Genomic DNA, 18,084 nt, shown 5'->3' with positions numbered 1-18,084 from the left:
GCCCCGATAACGGAACGGGCGCACCCCGGCGGGGTGCGCCCGTTCCTCCTTTCGGCGGACCGGACCTGCCTTCGAGGGGGCTAGGAGCGGGTCGGCGCGCCGAGTTCCACGGGTTCTTCGTCATTGAGGTAGGCGGATTCGGAGTGGGCAATCAGGTCAATGCCCTTGAGCTCGCTCTCCTCCGGGATGCGCAGGCCAATGGTCAGCTGCAGCACCTTGGCAATAAGCCACGTGACCGCGAACGAATAGGCCAGCACCGCGAGGCAGGCCACCGCCTGGATGCCCAGGAGCGAGAAACCGCCGCCGTAGAACAGGCCGCTGACCCCGTTGGGGGCGGCGTCCGTGGCGAACAGGCCGATCAGCAGGGTGCCGAGCAGGCCGCCGACGGCGTGGACGCCCACCACGTCCAGGGAGTCGTCAAAGCCGAGCCGGAACTTCAGCTCGATGGCCAGCGAGCAGACCAGTCCCGCGATGGCACCGATGGCCACGGCGCCCAGCGGGCTGACGGCGCCGCAGGCCGGGGTGATGGCCACCAGTGCTGCGATCAGGCCCGACGCCGCGCCTAGGCTGGAGGACCGGCCCAACCGCATGCGTTCCATCAGGGCCCAGCCGAGCAGTCCTGCGGCGGCCGCGACGGCAGTATTAAGGAATACAACCGCGGCGGAATGTCCGGCGCTTAGGGCGGATCCGGCGTTGAAGCCGTACCAGCCGATCCACAGCAGGCTGGCCCCCAGCAGGATCAGCGGACGGCTGTGCGGCTGGCCGTGGCTGTGCGGCCAGCCCTTGCTGCGGCCCAGGACCAGGGCCAGGGCCAGGGCGGCCACCCCGGCGTTCAGGTGCACGGCGGTGCCGCCGGCAAAGTCGATGGCGCCCAGCTGGTTGGCGATCCAGCCGCCCACCACGGTGCCGTCCTCGTTGTCGAAGGCGAAGACCCAGTGCGCGAGGGGGAAGTAAACCAATGTGGCCCATAGTCCGGCAAAGACCATCCACGCACCGAACTTCATCCGGCCGGCGGCGGAACCGGCCACCAGGGCGGTGGTGACGCAGGCGAACATCAGCTGGAAGGCGGCAAACAGCGCCAGGGGAATGGACGCTGCCGGGTCCTCGGTGAGCAGCGAGGAAAGGCCGAAGAACTCTGCCGGGTTACCCAGCAGGCCCAGGCCCCCGAGCGAATCGCCAAACGCTGCGGAATACCCGTACAGCACCCATAGGACGGCCACCAGGCTGGCTCCGCCGAAGCACATCATCATCATGTTCAGGATCCGCCGTGAACCCACCATGCCGCCGTAGAAAAAGGCGATCCCGGGGATCATCAGGCAGACCAGTGCCGAACTGGCCAGCAGCCAGGCCGTGTTTCCAGAGTCCATGGAGGTACTCCCGTTCGGGTCGGGGGCCCGGGTCTGCATGGGCGCTGCGTCAACAGGGCCGGGCAACAGCCGGGCGGGGGATGATGGACGGATCAGCCCCCCGGTACTGACCGGCGCCCCCGGTGGATGCGGGGCACTGATTCCATGGTGGTGCCGGGATGTTACGAACGGGAGCGCCGCCGGGTTAGCGCTGTGTTAACGCTGGCTGGGCACCTGCTGGGAGCTTGCTGAACGTCAGGCGTTGCGGGGCATGCCGCGGCCGAAGGTGAAGGCCCGGACAATCTGGATGATGCCCAGCACCACCAGGAAGATCCCTCCGTAGATCACCAGGACAGCCAGGGATTCCACCGGGATAAAGAGGACCACAATACCGGCGAGGATGCTCAGGACACCGAGCACAATGGCGAACCAGCGGGAGCCCCCGCGGTCGGACTCGGCCAGGCTCATAACGCCTTCCACAATCCAGGCAATACCTATGACCAGGGCCAGCGCGGTCAGGGATGCAGCGGGATTGCGGATGGCGATCACACCCACGGCCACCAGGGCCAGCCCCACCAGGATGTTCAGGATCTTCAGCCCCGGGCCCAGTCCGGTGAAGACGCCCAGCAGGATGCGGATGGCGCCGGCCACCACAAAGTAGAGGCCAAAGAGGACGGCCAGGACCTCAAGGGTTGCCCCGGGCCAGAACAGGACCAGCAGGCCCAGGACCACCGATACCACCCCGATGGTTGCCAGTCCGAGGCGGATCCCGCGGATAGCGGATTTGGCCAGGGTGAGGGCGTCCAACGCGAACCCGCCCTCTTGATGGAAAGCGCTGCCTGATGTGGACATCAAGACCTCCTGAGAGTTTCCCCCAAGCGGCTCCGGCAAATACCGGCCTGTCCAGTATCTGCCGCGGGCCGCGCCTTTCTCTAGGGAAGGCTGTCGGAACCGGTCAGCACGGCCCGGATCATGCCGGCGACGGCGGCCATGCCCTCTTTATTGGGATAGTCAGGACAGGCCCGGTGCCCCTGGCATGCCAAGCAGTTCGCGCACCTGCGCGTCGGTGGTCTGCGGGAAGGAGCGGTAGGCAAGTCCGACGGCAGGCAGTCCGCTGGGCGCCCACGGCACCACGACGTCGTCGGCCCCGAATGCGGGCAGCTCTGCGGCACCGCCGCAGGACATCGGCGCCGCAGCCACCAGCCGGGCAGGGTCCAGCTGCCGCACGGCGCCCAGCGCGGCGCGCATGGTGGCCCCGGTGGCGATGCCGTCATCCACCACAATGACCGTGCTGCCCCGCAGCCGGCGGGACGGGGCAGCCTGCCGGAACAGCTCCTCCCGCCGCCTCACCTCGGCCAGCTGCTCGCCCGAAGCTGCGTCGAACAGCGCCTCGGCCGCCGGATCGCGGGTCCGCCAGTACGCCAGGACATCCTCGTTGCGCACCATGCTGGTCACCCCCGCAATTCCCGCCACCGCTCCGGCCGCCAGCTCCGGCTGCGGCGGATATCCGACCTTGCGCACCACCACCACGTCCAGGGCGGCTCCCAGGCTGCGGGCCACTTCGGCTGCCACCGGGACCCCGCCGCGCGGCAGTCCCAGCACCAGCAGATCCGTGCTGCCCGCATACCCGGCCAGCGCCGCGGCGAGCTGGCGTCCGGCGTCGGCCCGGTCCTGCCAGCCCGGGCGGGGATTGTGCTGCTGAGGGGGATCCGGCATAACCAGCCATTTTCCGGAAAAGGGGATGGTCCTTTCACGCTAGGCGCGGACGCAGCCGGCCGGTAGGGGCCCTCGTTGCCAAAGCCGCGCCGGGCATAGCAAAGTGGCCGGTATGACGCAGACCGCAGTAATTACAGGAGCAACATCGGGTATCGGGGCCGAGTTCGCCCGCCAGCTGGCCGAGCGGGGCTACAACCTCGTGCTGACCGGACGGAACACCGAACGGCTGGAGGCCTCCGCCGCTGAACTGGCCCGGCGGTACTCCGTCAAAACCGAGTACCTCGGCGCCGACTTGTCCACCGACGACGGCGTGGCCGCCGTCGCCGCGCGTGTGCGGGAACCGGACGTGCGCGTGCTGGTGAACAACGCCGGCTACGGACTGAAGAACGATTTCGCGCACAACAGCCTGGACGCCGAAGTGGACCACCTCAATGTGCTGGTCACCGCACCGCTGAAGCTGAGCCACACCGCGCTGAACAGCATGCAGGCCGGCGGGGGCGGACGGATCATCAACGTGGCCTCGCTGGCCGGCTTCCTGCCGCGGGGAACGTACAGCGCCGCGAAGGCCTGGGTCATCAACTTCAGCCGCTGGGCCAACATTTACTACAAGGACCGCGGAATCACTGTGACGGCGGTATGCCCGGGGTTTGTGCACACCGAATTCCACCAGCGCATGCAGATGGACAAGACGGTCTACCCGGGCTGGATGTGGCTGCAGCCCGAACGCGTGGTGCGGGAGGGGCTGGCCGCGGCCTTTGCCGGCAAGGGAGTGTCGATTCCGTCCAAGCGGTACCGGGCGCTCGCCGCGGTCAGTGGTCTCGCCCCGCAGGGGATGGTGGCCCGGATCGCAGGCCGGGGTCGGTAACCGGAGGCGGACGACGACGCGCGGAGCGGGGCGGCGCGACGGCTGGGGGCTGGGGGTCGGCTGGGCCTTGGGGTCGGTTGGTCTGGCAGCTCGAAAAGGCAAAAATTACCGGTTTTCGGCCGGAAATCGGTAATTTTTGCCTTTTCGTTGGGTGGGCCGGTGTTGGGGAAGCGGTTTTCCCACGCTCTGGTGCTGGTGGGACGGGTGTTTCCCCACGCGGCGCAGCAGTAACACTTCGTGGGAAATTGGATGCGGCAGGAAAGGCGGGGCGGGACACCCACCCAGACCGGCCAACGCCTGTGACTCGGGACGTCATGCGGGCTGGCCGTTGCCCGGCCACGGGCCTAGGGTGACTGTGCAGTTCCCGGCGGCGCCGCCCCGGCCAGGCGTGATCCGGACCCGGGATGCTGTTCCCCACGGCTGTTCCCCACGGCGAAAGTGAGTCCCATGAGCACCCCCACGGTTTACGCACTGCACGAGAACCCTGAATGGTTTCCGCCCTTCGCCCGGGCCTTCGAGGCCGAGGGCGTCCATGTGGAGGAATGGCTGCTGACCGACGGTGTGCTGGACCTGGATGCGGTCCCGCCGGAGGGAATTTTCTGGTCGCGGATCAGTGCGTCGTCCCATACGCGGGACCACGGATTGTCCAAGGACTATGCCCGGGCCGTGCTGTCCTGGCTTCAGGCACACGGCCGGCGGACCGTAAACGGCCGCCGGGTCCTGGAACTGGAGATGAGCAAGGTGGACCAGCTGACTGCCCTGCGGGCTGCCGGCATCGACACCCCGCGCACCGTTGCCGCCGTCGGACGCCACCAGATCCTGGCGGCGGCCAAGGAGTTCGAGACCCCTTTCATCGTCAAGCACAATCAGGGCGGCAAGGGCCTGGGCGTGCGGAAGTTCGAGTCCCACGGTGAGCTGGCGGACTACGTGGCGTCAGCGGAGTTCGAGGAACCGGCGGACGGAATCACCCTGGTGCAGGAGTACATTTCCGCTGCCGAACCGTTTATCACCCGCGTTGAAATTGTGGGCGGGGAGTTCATTTATGCGATCAAGGCGGATACCGCCCGGGGCGGCTTCCAGCTCTGCCCGGCCGACGCCTGCGCCATTGACCCGGCCACCGGGAGGCCCATCATGCCGCCGGGCGCCACCATTGCCCCGGACGCCGACACGCAGCTGTTCAGCCTGCGGAAGGACTTCGACTCCCCAGTGATCGGGAAGTACCTGGAGTTTGCCCGCCGCAACGGGCTGGAGGTGTGCGGGATCGAGTTCATTGAAGCTGCCGACGGCCGGCTGCTGACCTACGACGTGAATACCAACACCAACTACAACGCCGCAGTGGAGGCCGTTGCCCCGCGGTCGGCACCGCGCGCGCTGGCCCGCTACCTGGCGTCCCTGACCGACTAGCTGCGTCCGCTTGGACCCGTTGACTGTTCCCCCACACCTCGGCGGCGGGACGGAACCGGCGTGGTTTGGGCCTCGTTATTTATCGGTGGAAGCGAGGCCTCGCTATAGTCAGTTTTAGCCAACTTAAGGAGCAACTCCATGTCCGTCGCCGCTGAGCGTGCCTCTGAACCCCTGTGGGTCAAGAACTATCAGAGCGGTGTTCCGGCGCAGATTGAACTGCCCACGGAATCCCTCACCGCCATGATGGAAGAAGCTGTAGAACGCTTCGGCAGCAAGGTGGCATTGGAGTTCTTCGGTGCCGAGACCACCTATAAGGATCTGGGGGACCGGATCAACCGTGCAGCCGAGGGCCTGCGCCGGCTGGGAGTGCGCAAGGGCCACCGGGTGGCCATCATTCTGCCCAACTGCCCGCAGTACCTCATCGCGTTCTACGCCGTGCTGCGGCTGGGCGCCGTCGTCGTCGGGCACAACCCGCTGTACACGGAGCGCGAACTCCGCCACCAGTTCGAGAACCACGGTGCCAAGGTTGCCATCGTGTGGGACAAGGCAGTGGAGAAGGTCCAGGACTTCCCCGGCGACGTTGCCGTGGAAACCATCGTGGCCGTGAACATCACCAAGGCCATGCCGCGCCTGAAGCGTATCGCCCTGACCCTGCCGCTGCCCTCCGTCCGGCGCACCCGCGAGGGGCTGACCGCCAAGACCGAACGCACCGTGGCGTGGGAAGACCTGCTGGACAACGCCCCGCTGGCGCAGGACCACCCGCGCCCGCAGGTCACCGACCTGGCCGCGCTGCAGTACACCTCCGGCACCACCGGCGCTCCCAAGGGCGTCATGCTCACGCACTACAACCTGCGTTCCAACGCCCTGCAGGGCAAGGCCTGGATGCACGGCGCGCAGGAGGGCAAGGAAGTTATTTACGGCGTGCTGCCGATGTTCCATGCCTTCGGCCTGACCCTGTACCTGACCTTCTCGGTGCTCACCGGCTCCCGGCTGGTGCTGTTCCCCAAGTTCGACGTGGACCTGGTGCTGACGGCAGCGAAGAAGTCCCGCCCCACCGTCTTCTGTGCCGTGCCGCCGATCTACGAGAAAACCGCCACCGAATCGAAGAAGCGCGGCGTGGACCTGTCGACCATTCGCTACGCGATCTCCGGCGCCATGACCCTGCCGGCCGCCACGGTCAAGCTGTGGGAAGAGGTCTCCGGCGGACTGCTGGTGGAAGGCTACGGCCTCACCGAATCCTCACCGGTGGCACTGGGCAATCCGTTCGCCGAATCGCGGCGCAACGGCACCATCGGTGTGCCGTTCCCGAGCACCGAAATGCGGGTAGTGGACCCCGAGGCGCCGGAAAACGACGTCGAGCCCGGAGCTGCGGGCGAACTGCTGGTCCGCGGTCCGCAGGTCTTCGCCGGCTACTGGAACAACCCGGAGGGCACCGCGGAGGTGCTGCTCGACGGCGGCTGGCTGCGCACCGGCGACATTGTCACCGTGGATGAAGACGGCTTTGTGAAGGTGGTGGATCGGCGCAAGGAACTGATCATCACCGGCGGCTTCAACGTTTCCCCCACCGAGGTGGAGGACGTGCTGCGCACCCAGCAGTACATCCTCGACGCCGCCGTGGTGGGCTTGCCCCGGGCAGACGGCGGCGAGCAGGTAGTGGCCGCCGTCGTCCTGCAGGAAGGTGCCGAGCTGGATGAGGCCGCGCTGCGCGCCTACTGCCGGGAGCGGCTCACCCCTTACAAGGTGCCGCGGAAGATTGTCGCCATCGACGAACTGCCCAAGTCCATGCTGGGCAAGGTGCTCCGGCGCCAGGTGCGGGACTCCCTGCTGCAGGACGCCTAGCTCCATCATCGTTTTCGCGGGGGCATGAGGTTTACGCCTCGCGCTTCGGGTACCTATTGACGGTTCTCCGGCCGAGGGGCTGGAATTGTAAGTGGGCTTGGTATGTGTGCCAGGTCACTCACAAGTCAACCAACCGGCCACCCGGAGCTGCAGGCGGAAACCGACCGCTTCGCTGTTTTCCTCCACAGGCCGGGGGTGAATTACCGCCGGTCAACCGACTCGGCGGATTCGCTGTCGCGAGGAGAACAAGATGATCACGAATCAGCAGGTCGAAGGACTTATGACCGGTTCGGGCAACGTACTGGGCCCGAACGGTGACAGGATCGGTTCCGTCGGCACCTTCTACCTGGATGACCAGACCGACGAACCGGCATGGGTCACGGTCAACACCGGCCTTTTCGGCACGTCTGAAACGTTCATTCCCCTGAGCGAGGCAACCGTTGAGGGCGTTGACGTCCTGGTGCCCTATTCCAAGGAAGAGGTCAAGAACGCGCCGCAGATCGAAAGCGACGGTTCGATCAGCCCCGAAGAAGAAGTCACGCTGTACCGCTACTACGGGTTCAGTTACGACGACGGTTCCACCGAGTCCTTCAGCGAGACGGACACCATCACCACGGACAGCGGAACCAGCGGCATGAGGGACGCCGACATGAGGGACGCCGACGCCGGCCTGGTTTCGGATGAGCGCACCGCCGGTACATCCACCGGGTCGGGCACGTCCAACCTGTCGGACCACTCGCGGTCGGGTGCAAACATCGATGATGCCATGACCCGGTCCGAGGAGCGGCTGAACGTCGGCACCGAAAACCGTGCGGTAGGCAAGGCCCGGCTGCGCAAGTACATCGTCACCGAGACCGTCACCCAGCAGGTGCCGGTCAGCCACGAGGAAGTCCGGATTGAGCGCGAGCCCATCACGGACGCCAACGCGGGCGATGCCCTCTCCGGTGCCGAACTCACCGAGGACGAGCACGAGGTGACCCTGCACGCCGAGGAGCCGGTGGTGTCCAAGCACACCGAGCCGGTGGAGCGGGTACGGCTGGACACCGAGACCGTCACTGATACCGAGAGCGTTTCCGAGGAGGTCCGCAAGGAGCAGATCGACACGGACGTCAACGACAGCGACATCCGGCGCGGGAAGTCGGGCGGGTCAGGGTCCGGCGGGTCCGGGTCCGGCGGCTCCGGGTCGGGCGGCAGCTCGGGCTCGGGTTCCGGGTCCGGCCGCGGCCGCTAGCGTCCGGCACAGCAATTTAGTACGCACGACGACGGCGGGTCCCGGGTTTTCCGGGGCCCGCCGTTTTGCTGGGTTGCAGGCGGCACGCCGGAAGGTTTCCCGTCCCCGTTGTTACCCGCTAAGGTGGGGCAACTGTCTTCGATTCCCGGGGGAACCATGCGAAAAACCGCCGCCATTGCGGCCCTTGCCCTGATGCTCACCACCGGTTGCAGTGCGGCAGGGACGGAACCCGCCGCGGCACCGGCAGCGCCTTCCGCTACCCCCGCGCCTTCCGCCACTCCGACGGCGTCGGCAAAGGATTCACTGGAGCAGTCCTGCCGCAAACTCCTCGGGCCGGAGGGCAAAGGGGTGCTTTCCCAGGCCAGCTATTTCGTGCGAATCAATGAGGGTACCTACGGATTCAACGGGCCGGCAGAAAGCGCCCGCACAGTGGAGAAGCAGATCCGCAGCATCGCCCTCACCGCGCCGGAGGGCCTGGACGTGCAGTTGGATGAGCTGGTCTCGTCCTTGGGTAAGGCCATCATTGCGGCCGAAAGCCAGGCTGCCGGATCGAGCTTCGACATGTTCGCCTGGCAAAGCACCATTGCGGACCTCCAAGCAACGTGCGCGCCCTACGAAGTGGGCTGAGTCCGGCTAAATGCCAGGTCTTGACGGCGTTCCCGGTTACGGATCCACCACTACCTGGAGGGCATCCTCATAGATAACGGTTCCGGGATGTGCCGACCGGACTTCCTCCCATTGAACTCCGTAGCGGGTCAAGAGGGCGAGGTACCCCGGAACCCTGGCCAGCAGATGAACGGCCGTGCTCTTGAACCAGGCCTGCGCGTGCGGGTGGAGATCCCGGTCATACACCGAGGGGTCTGACACGCACGGATCCGGGTAGGCGGCGTTGTACCAGGCGTTGGCACTGGCCAGCCACTCACTGTCGTCCCGGGACAGCTTTTCCTCTGCGGCCAGGCTGTTGGCTAAGCCAAAGATCCCCACCCTGTTTCCGCGGCGGCTGAGTTCTGTCGCCTGGTACCTCACAAATGCTGCGTCCATGGACCGAATCCTTGCACGGCGAACGGCGAACGGCGAACGGCGATTCCGGAGTTCCGCACTTCGGAAACCCTGACACTTTGGGAAATCCCTGCCAGTTTGGGAAATTCCTGCCAGTGCGCAGCTGAGGGATTTCCCAAACCGGCAGGAGAATCCCAAACCGGCAGGAGAATCCCAAACCGGCAGGAGAATCCCAAACCGGCAGGAGTACACCCCAAGCCCCTACGCCACCAGCCGGGCCGTCCGTTCCAGCACTTCCCGGCAGGCACGGATGGCCGGACGCTGGCTGCCGGCCTCACGCACCGAAGTGAAGATGGTCCGCCGCGGTTTGCCCGGCAAATCCAGCAGCCGCACGGTCGGGGGCCGGCCCGTCCAGACCAGCTCCGGCATCAGCCCGACGGCGTTGCCGGACTCGATCAGCCGAATCTGCGCCTGCAGGTCCGCCGTTTCATACCGCACATCCGGTTCAAACCCGGCCTGCCGGCAGGCCTGCTCCGCCCAGTGCCTCGAAGCTGCACCGCGGGGCTCCATGACCCAGGCCAGGGGGGCAGTGTCGGCAATGGAGCGGATATCCGGCCCGCCCAGGTTCTCCGCAGGCACGGCCAGATGGATGGCGTCAGTGGTCAGCTGTTCCCGGTCCAGCCCGGGATGCCTCGGAGCGGCGTGCCCGGGGTACTGCTCGGCAATAACCAGGTCGAAGTCCCGGGCCCAGGTTTCATACAGTGCCGTTTCCGGTTCGCGCTGGGTCATTTCAATACGCACCTCGGGGTAGTCCCGGCCCAGGATGGTCAGCGCGTCCGGCATCAGCGCCAGCGCGGCGGACTGGAATACGGCCACCCGGACCGTGCCGGCAACCGTGGTCAGCGACTCGGCCAGATCCGCCTCGGCGGATTCCATGGAGTCCAGGATGCGGGCGGCGTGGTCCACCAGGATTTCCGCCTGCGGCGTCAGTGTCACCCGGCGGCCGGTCTTGCGGAGCAGCTCCACTCCCACCTCCTTTTCCAGCAGGGCCAGCTGCTGGGATACGGAGGACGGACTGAAGTTCAGCGCGGTGGCCACAGACGCCAAGGTACCCCGGACCTTCAATTCACGCAGAAGCCGCAGCCGGCGGATATCGAGCACGGGAACCCCTCGTAGAACGTTCAGGAAAGCTGACCAGTATTGGTCGGAAAAGATCGCTTTATCTAATTGAACTACAAGCGGATACTGAGTCAGTACCTCGGGGGAACCCCACTTGTTAGACGAAAAGAGCACCAGGAAAATGACCGACACCTTTGAGGACCGCGCCACCGCCGATGCCGTCCCCAACGCCGCGCTGGCAGAGCAGTCCGTAGCCCTCGTCCGCCGCTGGCTCACCGAGGCCGCAGCCGTCCCCGTGGACGCCTCCGCAGCGCAGCTGGCCGGCGTCCTCAAGGACCCCGACGGCCTCGGTTTCACCGTGGGCTTCGTGGACGGCGTCGTCCGCCCCGAAGACATCCGCGTCGCCGCCCGCAACCTGGCCGCCCTGGCCCCGCGCGTGCCCGGCTTCCTGCCCTGGTACATGCGCGCGGCCGTCCGCGCGGGCGGCATCCTGGGCCCGGTGGTGCCGCAGATCGTCATTCCGGCCGCCCGCAGGGTGCTGCGCGAAATGGTCGGCCACCTGATTGTGGACGCCACCGACGCCAAGCTGGGCAAGGCCATCGCCGGCATCCGCAAGGAGAACATCCGGCTGAACATGAACCTGCTGGGCGAAGCCGTCCTGGGCCAGCATGAAGCCGCCCGCCGGCTCGAGGGCACACACGCACTGCTGGCCCGCGACGACGTCGACTACGTCTCCATCAAGGTCTCCGCCACCGTGGCCCCGCACTCGCCGTGGGCCTTCAACGAGGCCGTGCAGCATGTGATCGAGTCGCTGACCCCACTCTTCCGCCGTGCCGCGCAGTCCCCCGTGAAGAAGTTCATCAACCTGGACATGGAGGAATACAAGGACCTGGAGATGACCATGGCGGTCTTCACCGGGCTCCTTTCCAAGCCTGAGTTCAAAGAACTGGAAGCCGGCATCGTGCTCCAGGCCTACCTGCCGGACGCCCTCTCGGCCATGATGCGGCTGCAGGAATTCGCTGCCGCCCGCCGTGCCGAGGGCGGAGCCGCCATCAAGGTGCGCGTGGTCAAGGGCGCGAACCTGCCCATGGAGCAGGTGGAAGCCTCCCTGCACGGCTGGCCGCTGGCCACCTGGCACTCCAAGGCGGACAGCGACACCAACTACAAGCGCGTCATCAACTACGCACTGCACCCGGACCGGATCTCCAACGTGCGGATCGGCGTGGCCGGGCACAACCTGTTCGACGTCGCCTTCGCCTGGCTGCTGGCCGGGGAACGCGGCGTGCGGGACGGCATCGAATTCGAAATGCTGCTGGGCATGGCCGCCGGCCAGGCCGAGGTGGTGCGCCGCGACGTCGGCAGCCTGCTGCTCTACACCCCGGTGGTGCACCCGGCGGAGTTCGACGTCGCCATCGCCTACCTGATCCGCCGCCTTGAAGAGGGCGCCAGCTCCGAGAACTTCATGTCAGCCGTCTTCGAGCTGGCCGAGAACGAGGCCCTGTTCGAGCGGGAAAAGCTGCGTTTCCTGGCCTCGCTGGAGAACCTGGACACCGCCGTTCCCGCACCGCACCGCGTGCAGGACCGCAACATGCCGGCCGCCGCTGCCGCCGCGGACAGCTTCGACAACACTCCGGACAGCGATCCGTCGCTGCCCGCCAACCAGGCCTGGGGCCGCGGCATCCTGGCGCGTGTGCCCGGCTCGGACCTGGGCGAGGCCGCTGTGGCCGCCGCCGCAGTCAGCACCGAAGCCGAGCTGGAAGCCGTCATCAACACTGCCGTCACCCAGGGCAAGGCCTGGGGTGCGCTCAGCGGTGCGGAGCGGGCCGAAGTGCTGCACCGCGCCGGTGAAGTCCTTGAGGCCCGCCGCGCCGACTTGATGGAGGTCATGGCCGCCGAGACCGGCAAGACCCTGGACCAGTCGGACCCCGAGGTTTCCGAGGCCATCGACTTCGCGCACTACTACGCCGAGCTGGCCCGTGAACTGGACACCGTGGAAGGCGCCCGGTTTGTGCCCTCCCGCCTGACCGTGGTCACCCCGCCGTGGAACTTCCCGGTGGCCATTCCCGCCGGCTCCACCCTGGCAGCGCTCGCCGCCGGGTCCGCCGTCGTCATCAAGCCCGCCCGCCAGTCCGCACGCTCCGGCGCAGTGATGGTGGAAGCCCTCTGGGAAGCCGGCGTCCCGCGCGACGTGCTGCAGATGGTCCAGCTGGGCGAAAAGGAACTGGGCCGCCAGCTGATTTCCAACCCGGCCGTGGACCGCGTGATCCTCACCGGCGGCTACGAGACGGCCGAACTGTTCCGCTCCTTCCGCCCGGACCTGCCGCTGCTGGCCGAGACCTCCGGCAAGAACACTGTGATTGTCACCCCGAGCGCTGACTTCGACCTGGCCGCGCGCGACGTCGCCGCCTCCGCCTTCGGGCACGCCGGGCAGAAGTGCTCGGCCGCCTCGCTGGTAATCCTGGTCGGCTCCGTGGCTAAGTCCCCGCGCTTCCGCAACCAGCTGGTGGACGCCGTGCAGTCCCTGAAGGTCGGCTACCCGGAGGATCCCACCACTCAGATGGGCCCGATCATCGAACCGGCCGCCGGCAAGCTGCTGCGCGGCCTCACCGAGCTGGGCGTGGGGGAAACCTGGCTGCTGCAGCCCGAACAGCTCGACGAGAGCGGCCGGCTGTGGAGCCCGGGCATCCGCACCGGCGTCCGCCGCGGCTCCGAGTACCACCTCACCGAGTACTTCGGCCCGATCCTGGGCGTGATGACGGCGGACACGCTGGAAGAGGCCATCGAGATGGCCAACGACATCGACTACGGCCTCACCGCCGGCCTGCACTCGCTGGACCCGGCGGAAATGGATGTCTGGCTGAACCGCATCTCTGCCGGCAACCTCTACGTGAACCGCGGCATCACCGGCGCCATTGTGCGCCGCCAGCCCTTCGGCGGCTGGAAGAAATCGGCCGTGGGCGCCGGCACCAAGGCGGGTGGCCCCAACTACCTCATCGGGCTGGGCAACTGGGAAGCGGTAGACGGCACCTCCGAGGCAGCCCTTGAGCTCCCCGCAGCAGCGCCGGCGGCACGCCTGGTAGCTGCGGCGGAATCGGCCGCGTCGGCCTTCAGCGCCGACGACGCCGCCTTCCTCCGCCGCGCGGCGAACCGTGACGCGCAGGCCTGGAACAGCGAATTCGGCACCGCCAAGGACGTCTCCGCACTCTCCGCAGAGCGCAACGTGTTCCGGTACGTTCCCGTGCCGGTGACTGTCCGCCTGTCCGAGGGCCAGCCGGCGGCCCGGCTCGTCCGGGTGCTGACCGCAGCGCTGACGGCAGGGTCAACGGTGGCCGTATCCACCGCCGTCGACCTCCCCGCCGGCGTGCGGGCGGTCCTGACCGAACTCGGGCTCCAGTTCCGGGTGGAGGACGACGCCGCCTGGCTGGCTTCCGCCGCTGCCTCGCTGAAGAACGGCCGGGTCCGGCTGATCGGCGGTTCCGCCCGGGCCTTGGCCGAGGCGACCGGCGGCACCCCGGATATTGCCGTGTACGCCCAGCCGGTCACCGAATCCGGCCGCTTGGAGCTGCTGCCGTTCCTGCATGAGCAGGCCGTCAGCATCACGGCGCACCGCTTCGGCACGCCGAACCACCTTTCGGATGCGCTGATCTAACTCCGCAGCCGCCTGCCGGGAAAAGCACCGCAGAAAAGTACAGAAGGGCGGGAAGCCGTAAGCTTCCCGCCCTTCTGTACATTCGCCCGGGCCCGCCCTTGTCTCCGCTGCAATGGCGGCTGATGATGGGGTGGCCGGGGTGTATCGGGCTTCGGCACGCCGTCCGGGAGGCAAACATGCAGCCGCTGCTTATGGGCAAGAACGCCGTCATCTACGGTGGCGGCGGGGCTATCGGCGGCGCGGTGGCGCAGGCCTTCGCCCGTGAAGGGGCCCGCGTGTTCCTTGCCGGGCGCACCCCGGAGCCGCTGCAGGCGGTGGCTGCGGCGATTAGGGCGGCCGGGGGAGTGGCGGACACGGCACTGCTGGATGCCACCAATGAGCGGGCCGTGAACCAGCATGCCGACGACGTAGCGGCCGCGGCGGGAAGCCTGGACATCTCCCTGAACGTGATTCAGCACGGAGACGTGCAGGGCACCCCCATGGTGGAAATGCCCGTGGCGGAGTACCTGCGCCCGGTGGACACCGCGGTGCAGACCTTTTTCCTCACCTCGCAGGCCGCAGCCCGGCACATGATGAGGCAGCGTTCGGGGGTGATCCTGGCCTTCGGCGGGTCCGGGGACCCCGTGCCGGGTCTGTACCTAGGCGGATTGCAGACCGCGTTCGAAGCCATGGAAGCGATGCGCCGGCAGCTCTCCAGTGAGCTGGGGCGCTACGGCATCCGGGTCCTGACCCTGCGCACCGGGGGCATTCCGGAAACCCTGCCGGAAAATATGGAAGGTGCCGGCGAGATTGCCGACACCATCACCAACGCCACCATGCTGGGCCGTGCCGCCACGCTGGACGACGTCGGCTATGCGGCGGCGTTTGCGGCCTCGGACCGCGCTGCCAGCATGACTGCCGCCACACTGAACATCAGCGCCGGTGCGCTGATTGACCGCTGAGGCGTTGCCGCTCTGATCCTCGAAGCGGCACTAGACCTTCCAGAGCGAGAAGTCATCCATGCTGACGGCGGTCCGCACGTCGGTGGATTCGTCGCGGATCCAGACAGTGGCCAGTCCCGGGGCAGTCTCTTGTACGGAGCCGCGGAAATAGGTTTCCCCGCCGCTGCGGGCTTCCACGGTGTCACCGCGGTGAAGGGAACGGATGCTGCGTACGCGCTTGGCACGCACGGTTCGGGCCGAGGGGGCTGAAGGTTGGGCGCTTGCTACCGGCAAAGGGCGTCTCCTAGTGGGTTGATTCCTAGCGGGCTGATATTTATGCCAACAAACGCATATGCATCAAATATTCCCGATCACGCATGCAACCCTCACCCCCGGACGGCAGCCGCGGGTAGGATTCGGCCATGGATATCGTGGATTTCCTGGTCACACGCTTCCAGGAAGACATCTCCGAAGCCCGCAAACTCCTCGCCTCCCCGAACGTTTCCCTCTCCGACCGCTGGTATGAAGACCGCCTGCTGAAGGAATGCGAAACCAAGCTCATGCTCATTGAGATCATCGGCGGAGCACGCCGGCATGCCCTCTCCCGCATGATCCTGGACGAAGAGGACGAGGATGATCCCCGGTTCCGGGAAGAACTGGAATGGACGCGGCTGGCCCTGTCCGCCCTCGCCGCCGTGCACGAGGACCACCCGGATTTCCAGGACGCGTGGCGGCTCACGCAGGAACGCCCCTAACCGGCCACCAGGCGGGCCGTGGGGCCCGCGTATGCGTCGGAGCGCTTTGGGCAATAGATTGGTTCCATGAGTGCAAAGCCTACTGATCAATCTGTGCCGGACACCGATCTGCTCCACCAGCTCGCTGACTTCCACCACGTCGCCACCACGTTCAAGGGCTGGGACGGGTCCGAACAACAGGTCACGGACGCCACCCTGCGCCGGGTGCTGTCCGCCATGGGGCTGGACACGGCTACGGATAAGGATCTGGAACGGTCACTGGCACAGTCCCGGGCCGCCGTCTGGAAGCGGCCGCTGCCGCCCACCGCCGTCGTCCGGCAGGGCTCCCCGGGTACTGTCGCGGTGCACCTGCCCGCCGGGACTTCCGCACAACTGACTCTTCGGCTGGAAGACGGCGGTGAACAGGAATTGGACTGGCCGGCCACCCCCGAAGCGGAACTGGAGGTGGACGGCACTTTGGTGGCCCGCACCGCGGTGCCGCTGCCCGAGGGGCTGGAACTGGGCTGGCACCGACTGAAGCTGACGAGCGGAGATACCCGCGCGGAGGCGGTGCTGGTGGTGACGCCGGACCGGCTGGGCACCGCCGACGCACTGCTGGCCAAGCGGGCCTGGGGAGTGCAGGCACAGCTGTATTCGGTGCGCTCCTCCAGGTCCTGGGGCATCGGTGACCTAACCGATCTGGCGGACCTGGCCGCCGTCGCCGGCTCTGACTATGACGCCGGATTCGTCCTGATCAACCCGCTGCACGCCGCCGAGCCCGCACCGCCCATTGAACCGTCCCCTTACCTGCCCACCACCCGGCGGTTCTTCAACCCGCTGTATATCCGGGTGGAAGCCGTGCCGGAGTACGCCTACCTGGACGATGCGCAGCACCGGGCGGCCGAGGACACCGCCCGCAGCTTGTATGAGGCCAACACCTCGGCTGCCGAACTGGACCGGGACGCCAGCTTCGCCGGGAAGCTGAAGGTCCTCGAAGACGTCTACGGCGTCCCGCGCAGCCCGGCCCGGCAGCGGCAGTTCGAGGAATTCACGGCCGACGCCGGCCAGGGCCTGGAGAACTTCGCCCGCTGGTGTGCGCTGGCCGAGGAACTGGAGCCGGGCGCCCCGGAATGGGACGACGCCTCCGGTCCGGACAGCGAGTACGTGCTGGCGCAGTTGCCCAGGCTCCAGGAACGGATCGGCTTCTTCAAGTGGCTGCAGTGGATCCTCGACGAACAGCTCGAAGCCGTGCAGCAGGCGGCCCGGAAGGCCGGCATGGGAATCGGCGTCATCCACGACCTTGCGGTGGGGGTACACCCCGCCGGTGCGGATGCCTGGATGCTGCGTGACGTGCTGACCTCCGGCATTTCCGTGGGAGCCCCGCCGGACATGTTCAACCAGCGCGGACAGGACTGGAGCCAGCCGCCGTGGCACCCGGGCCGCCTGGCCGAGTCCGGCTACGCCGCATACCGGGACATGATCCGCACCATCCTCCGGCACGCCGGCGGGATCCGCGTGGACCACATCCTGGGCCTGTTCCGGCTCTGGTGGATCCCGCAGGACGCCGAGTCTCCCGGTGAGGGCGCCTACGTCTACTACGACCATGAGGCGCTGATCGGCATTCTGGCCCTGGAAGCGCAGCGTGCCGGCGCCGTCGTCATCGGCGAGGACCTGGGCGTCTTCGAGCCGTGGGTGCAGGACTACCTGGCTGAACGCGGGGTGCTGGGCACGTCCATCCTCTGGTTCGAGCAGACCGAGGACGGCCCGCTTGCTCCCGAGGAGTACCGGGCGGGCGCGCTGACCAGCGTGAACACCCATGACCTGCCGCCTACCGCGGGATATCTGGCCGGAGAGCACGTGAACCTGCGCGAGGAACTGGGCCTGCTGAACCGGCCCGTGGAAGAAGAACGCAAGGCGGACAGCGAGGCGCAGGAAGCCGTACTGGAGGCGCTGCGGCAGCGCGGCCTGCTGCCTGCCGCAGCCGAGGGGGAGGTCGCTGGGCAGCTGCGCGGCGAGCAGATCCAGCAGACGGTGGAGGCACTGCACGAGTTCATCCTGCAGACGCCCTCGGTGCTGCTCGGGGTTGCCCTGGCGGATCTGGTGGGGGAGAAGAAGACCCAGAACCAGCCCGGGACCGCCGATGAATACCCGAACTGGCGGATACCCCTCTGCGGTCCCGACGGAGAGGCGGTTCTGCTGGACGACCTGGAGGCAAACCCCCGGTTCCGGTCCCTGGCTGCGCTGATGCAGAAGGGGATCTAG

The 18,084-nt window shown here is 67.3% G+C and carries 15 protein-coding genes; 9 read left to right on the top strand and 6 right to left on the bottom strand.

Annotated features, from left to right (window positions below):
- Positions 1–80: 80 nt before the first annotated feature.
- The 3 genes from LOC57_RS03315 to LOC57_RS03305 all read right to left on the bottom strand — a co-directional run bounded on the left by LOC57_RS03315 (position 81) and on the right by LOC57_RS03305 (position 3,062).
- Positions 81–1,367: an ammonium transporter gene (locus LOC57_RS03315; RefSeq protein ID WP_227925584.1), complete on the bottom strand. Its 1,287-nt coding sequence runs from the start codon at positions 1,365–1,367 to the stop codon at positions 81–83.
- A gap of 234 nt (positions 1,368–1,601) precedes the next feature.
- The gene (locus tag LOC57_RS03310; RefSeq protein ID WP_227911853.1) at positions 1,602–2,198 is read right to left on the bottom strand and encodes an HdeD family acid-resistance protein; all 597 of its coding nucleotides are present in this window, start codon (positions 2,196–2,198) and stop codon (positions 1,602–1,604) included.
- Positions 2,199–2,357: 159 nt separating this feature from the next.
- Positions 2,358–3,062, bottom strand: a complete 705-nt coding sequence (locus LOC57_RS03305; protein ID WP_229958047.1) for a phosphoribosyltransferase — start codon at positions 3,060–3,062, stop codon at positions 2,358–2,360.
- A gap of 112 nt (positions 3,063–3,174) precedes the next feature.
- Here LOC57_RS03305 and LOC57_RS03300 point away from each other — a divergent pair, with 112 nt between their 5' ends.
- The 5 genes from LOC57_RS03300 (at position 3,175) to LOC57_RS03280 (ending at position 9,028) form a co-directional block, all read left to right on the top strand.
- A complete protein-coding gene (locus LOC57_RS03300; protein ID WP_229958045.1) occupies positions 3,175–3,927 on the top strand; it encodes an SDR family NAD(P)-dependent oxidoreductase in 753 nt (250 codons plus the stop codon).
- Positions 3,928–4,374: 447 nt separating this feature from the next.
- The gene (locus LOC57_RS03295; protein ID WP_227911850.1) at positions 4,375–5,331 is read left to right on the top strand and encodes an ATP-grasp domain-containing protein; all 957 of its coding nucleotides are present in this window, start codon (positions 4,375–4,377) and stop codon (positions 5,329–5,331) included.
- Positions 5,332–5,469: 138 nt separating this feature from the next.
- On the top strand, positions 5,470–7,170 hold the full coding sequence (locus LOC57_RS03290) for a long-chain-fatty-acid--CoA ligase (protein WP_229958044.1): 1,701 nt from the start codon (positions 5,470–5,472) through the stop codon (positions 7,168–7,170).
- Between the two features lie 250 nt (positions 7,171–7,420).
- Positions 7,421–8,401, top strand: a complete 981-nt coding sequence (locus LOC57_RS03285; RefSeq protein WP_227925579.1) for a YsnF/AvaK domain-containing protein — start codon at positions 7,421–7,423, stop codon at positions 8,399–8,401.
- 156 nt (positions 8,402–8,557) lie between these two features.
- On the top strand, positions 8,558–9,028 hold the full coding sequence (locus LOC57_RS03280; protein ID WP_229958042.1) for a hypothetical protein: 471 nt from the start codon (positions 8,558–8,560) through the stop codon (positions 9,026–9,028).
- 36 nt (positions 9,029–9,064) lie between these two features.
- On the opposite strand, the gene LOC57_RS03275 is transcribed toward LOC57_RS03280, so the two are convergent.
- The gene (locus LOC57_RS03275; protein WP_229958040.1) at positions 9,065–9,442 is read right to left on the bottom strand and encodes a hypothetical protein; all 378 of its coding nucleotides are present in this window, start codon (positions 9,440–9,442) and stop codon (positions 9,065–9,067) included.
- 219 nt (positions 9,443–9,661) lie between these two features.
- Positions 9,662–10,561 carry a LysR substrate-binding domain-containing protein gene (locus tag LOC57_RS03270; protein WP_229958038.1) on the bottom strand — a complete coding sequence of 300 codons (900 nt, stop codon included), beginning with the start codon at positions 10,559–10,561 and terminating at the stop codon, positions 9,662–9,664.
- A gap of 139 nt (positions 10,562–10,700) precedes the next feature.
- Here LOC57_RS03270 and LOC57_RS03265 point away from each other — a divergent pair, with 139 nt between their 5' ends.
- Together LOC57_RS03265 and LOC57_RS03260 are read left to right on the top strand one after the other, a co-directional pair.
- On the top strand, positions 10,701–14,168 hold the full coding sequence (locus LOC57_RS03265) for a bifunctional proline dehydrogenase/L-glutamate gamma-semialdehyde dehydrogenase (RefSeq protein WP_229958036.1): 3,468 nt from the start codon (positions 10,701–10,703) through the stop codon (positions 14,166–14,168).
- Positions 14,169–14,344: 176 nt separating this feature from the next.
- Positions 14,345–15,109 carry an SDR family NAD(P)-dependent oxidoreductase gene (locus LOC57_RS03260; RefSeq protein ID WP_227911843.1) on the top strand — a complete coding sequence of 255 codons (765 nt, stop codon included), beginning with the start codon at positions 14,345–14,347 and terminating at the stop codon, positions 15,107–15,109.
- 30 nt (positions 15,110–15,139) lie between these two features.
- Here LOC57_RS03260 and LOC57_RS03255 read toward each other — a convergent pair whose 3' ends face one another.
- Entirely contained in the window at positions 15,140–15,382 is a 243-nt protein-coding gene (locus LOC57_RS03255; RefSeq protein ID WP_227911842.1) for a hypothetical protein, read from the bottom strand.
- 128 nt (positions 15,383–15,510) lie between these two features.
- Here LOC57_RS03255 and LOC57_RS03250 point away from each other — a divergent pair, with 128 nt between their 5' ends.
- Both LOC57_RS03250 and malQ read left to right on the top strand, forming a co-directional pair.
- On the top strand, positions 15,511–15,843 hold the full coding sequence (locus tag LOC57_RS03250) for a DUF6221 family protein (RefSeq protein ID WP_227911841.1): 333 nt from the start codon (positions 15,511–15,513) through the stop codon (positions 15,841–15,843).
- A gap of 66 nt (positions 15,844–15,909) precedes the next feature.
- On the top strand, positions 15,910–18,084 hold the full coding sequence (gene malQ / locus LOC57_RS03245) for a 4-alpha-glucanotransferase (protein WP_229958034.1): 2,175 nt from the start codon (positions 15,910–15,912) through the stop codon (positions 18,082–18,084).

This window comes from Arthrobacter sp. zg-Y750 (genome assembly GCF_020907365.1).
Classification (GTDB): Bacteria; Actinomycetota; Actinomycetes; order Actinomycetales; family Micrococcaceae; genus Arthrobacter_B.
This window is presented reverse-complemented; position numbering and strand designations above follow the sequence as displayed.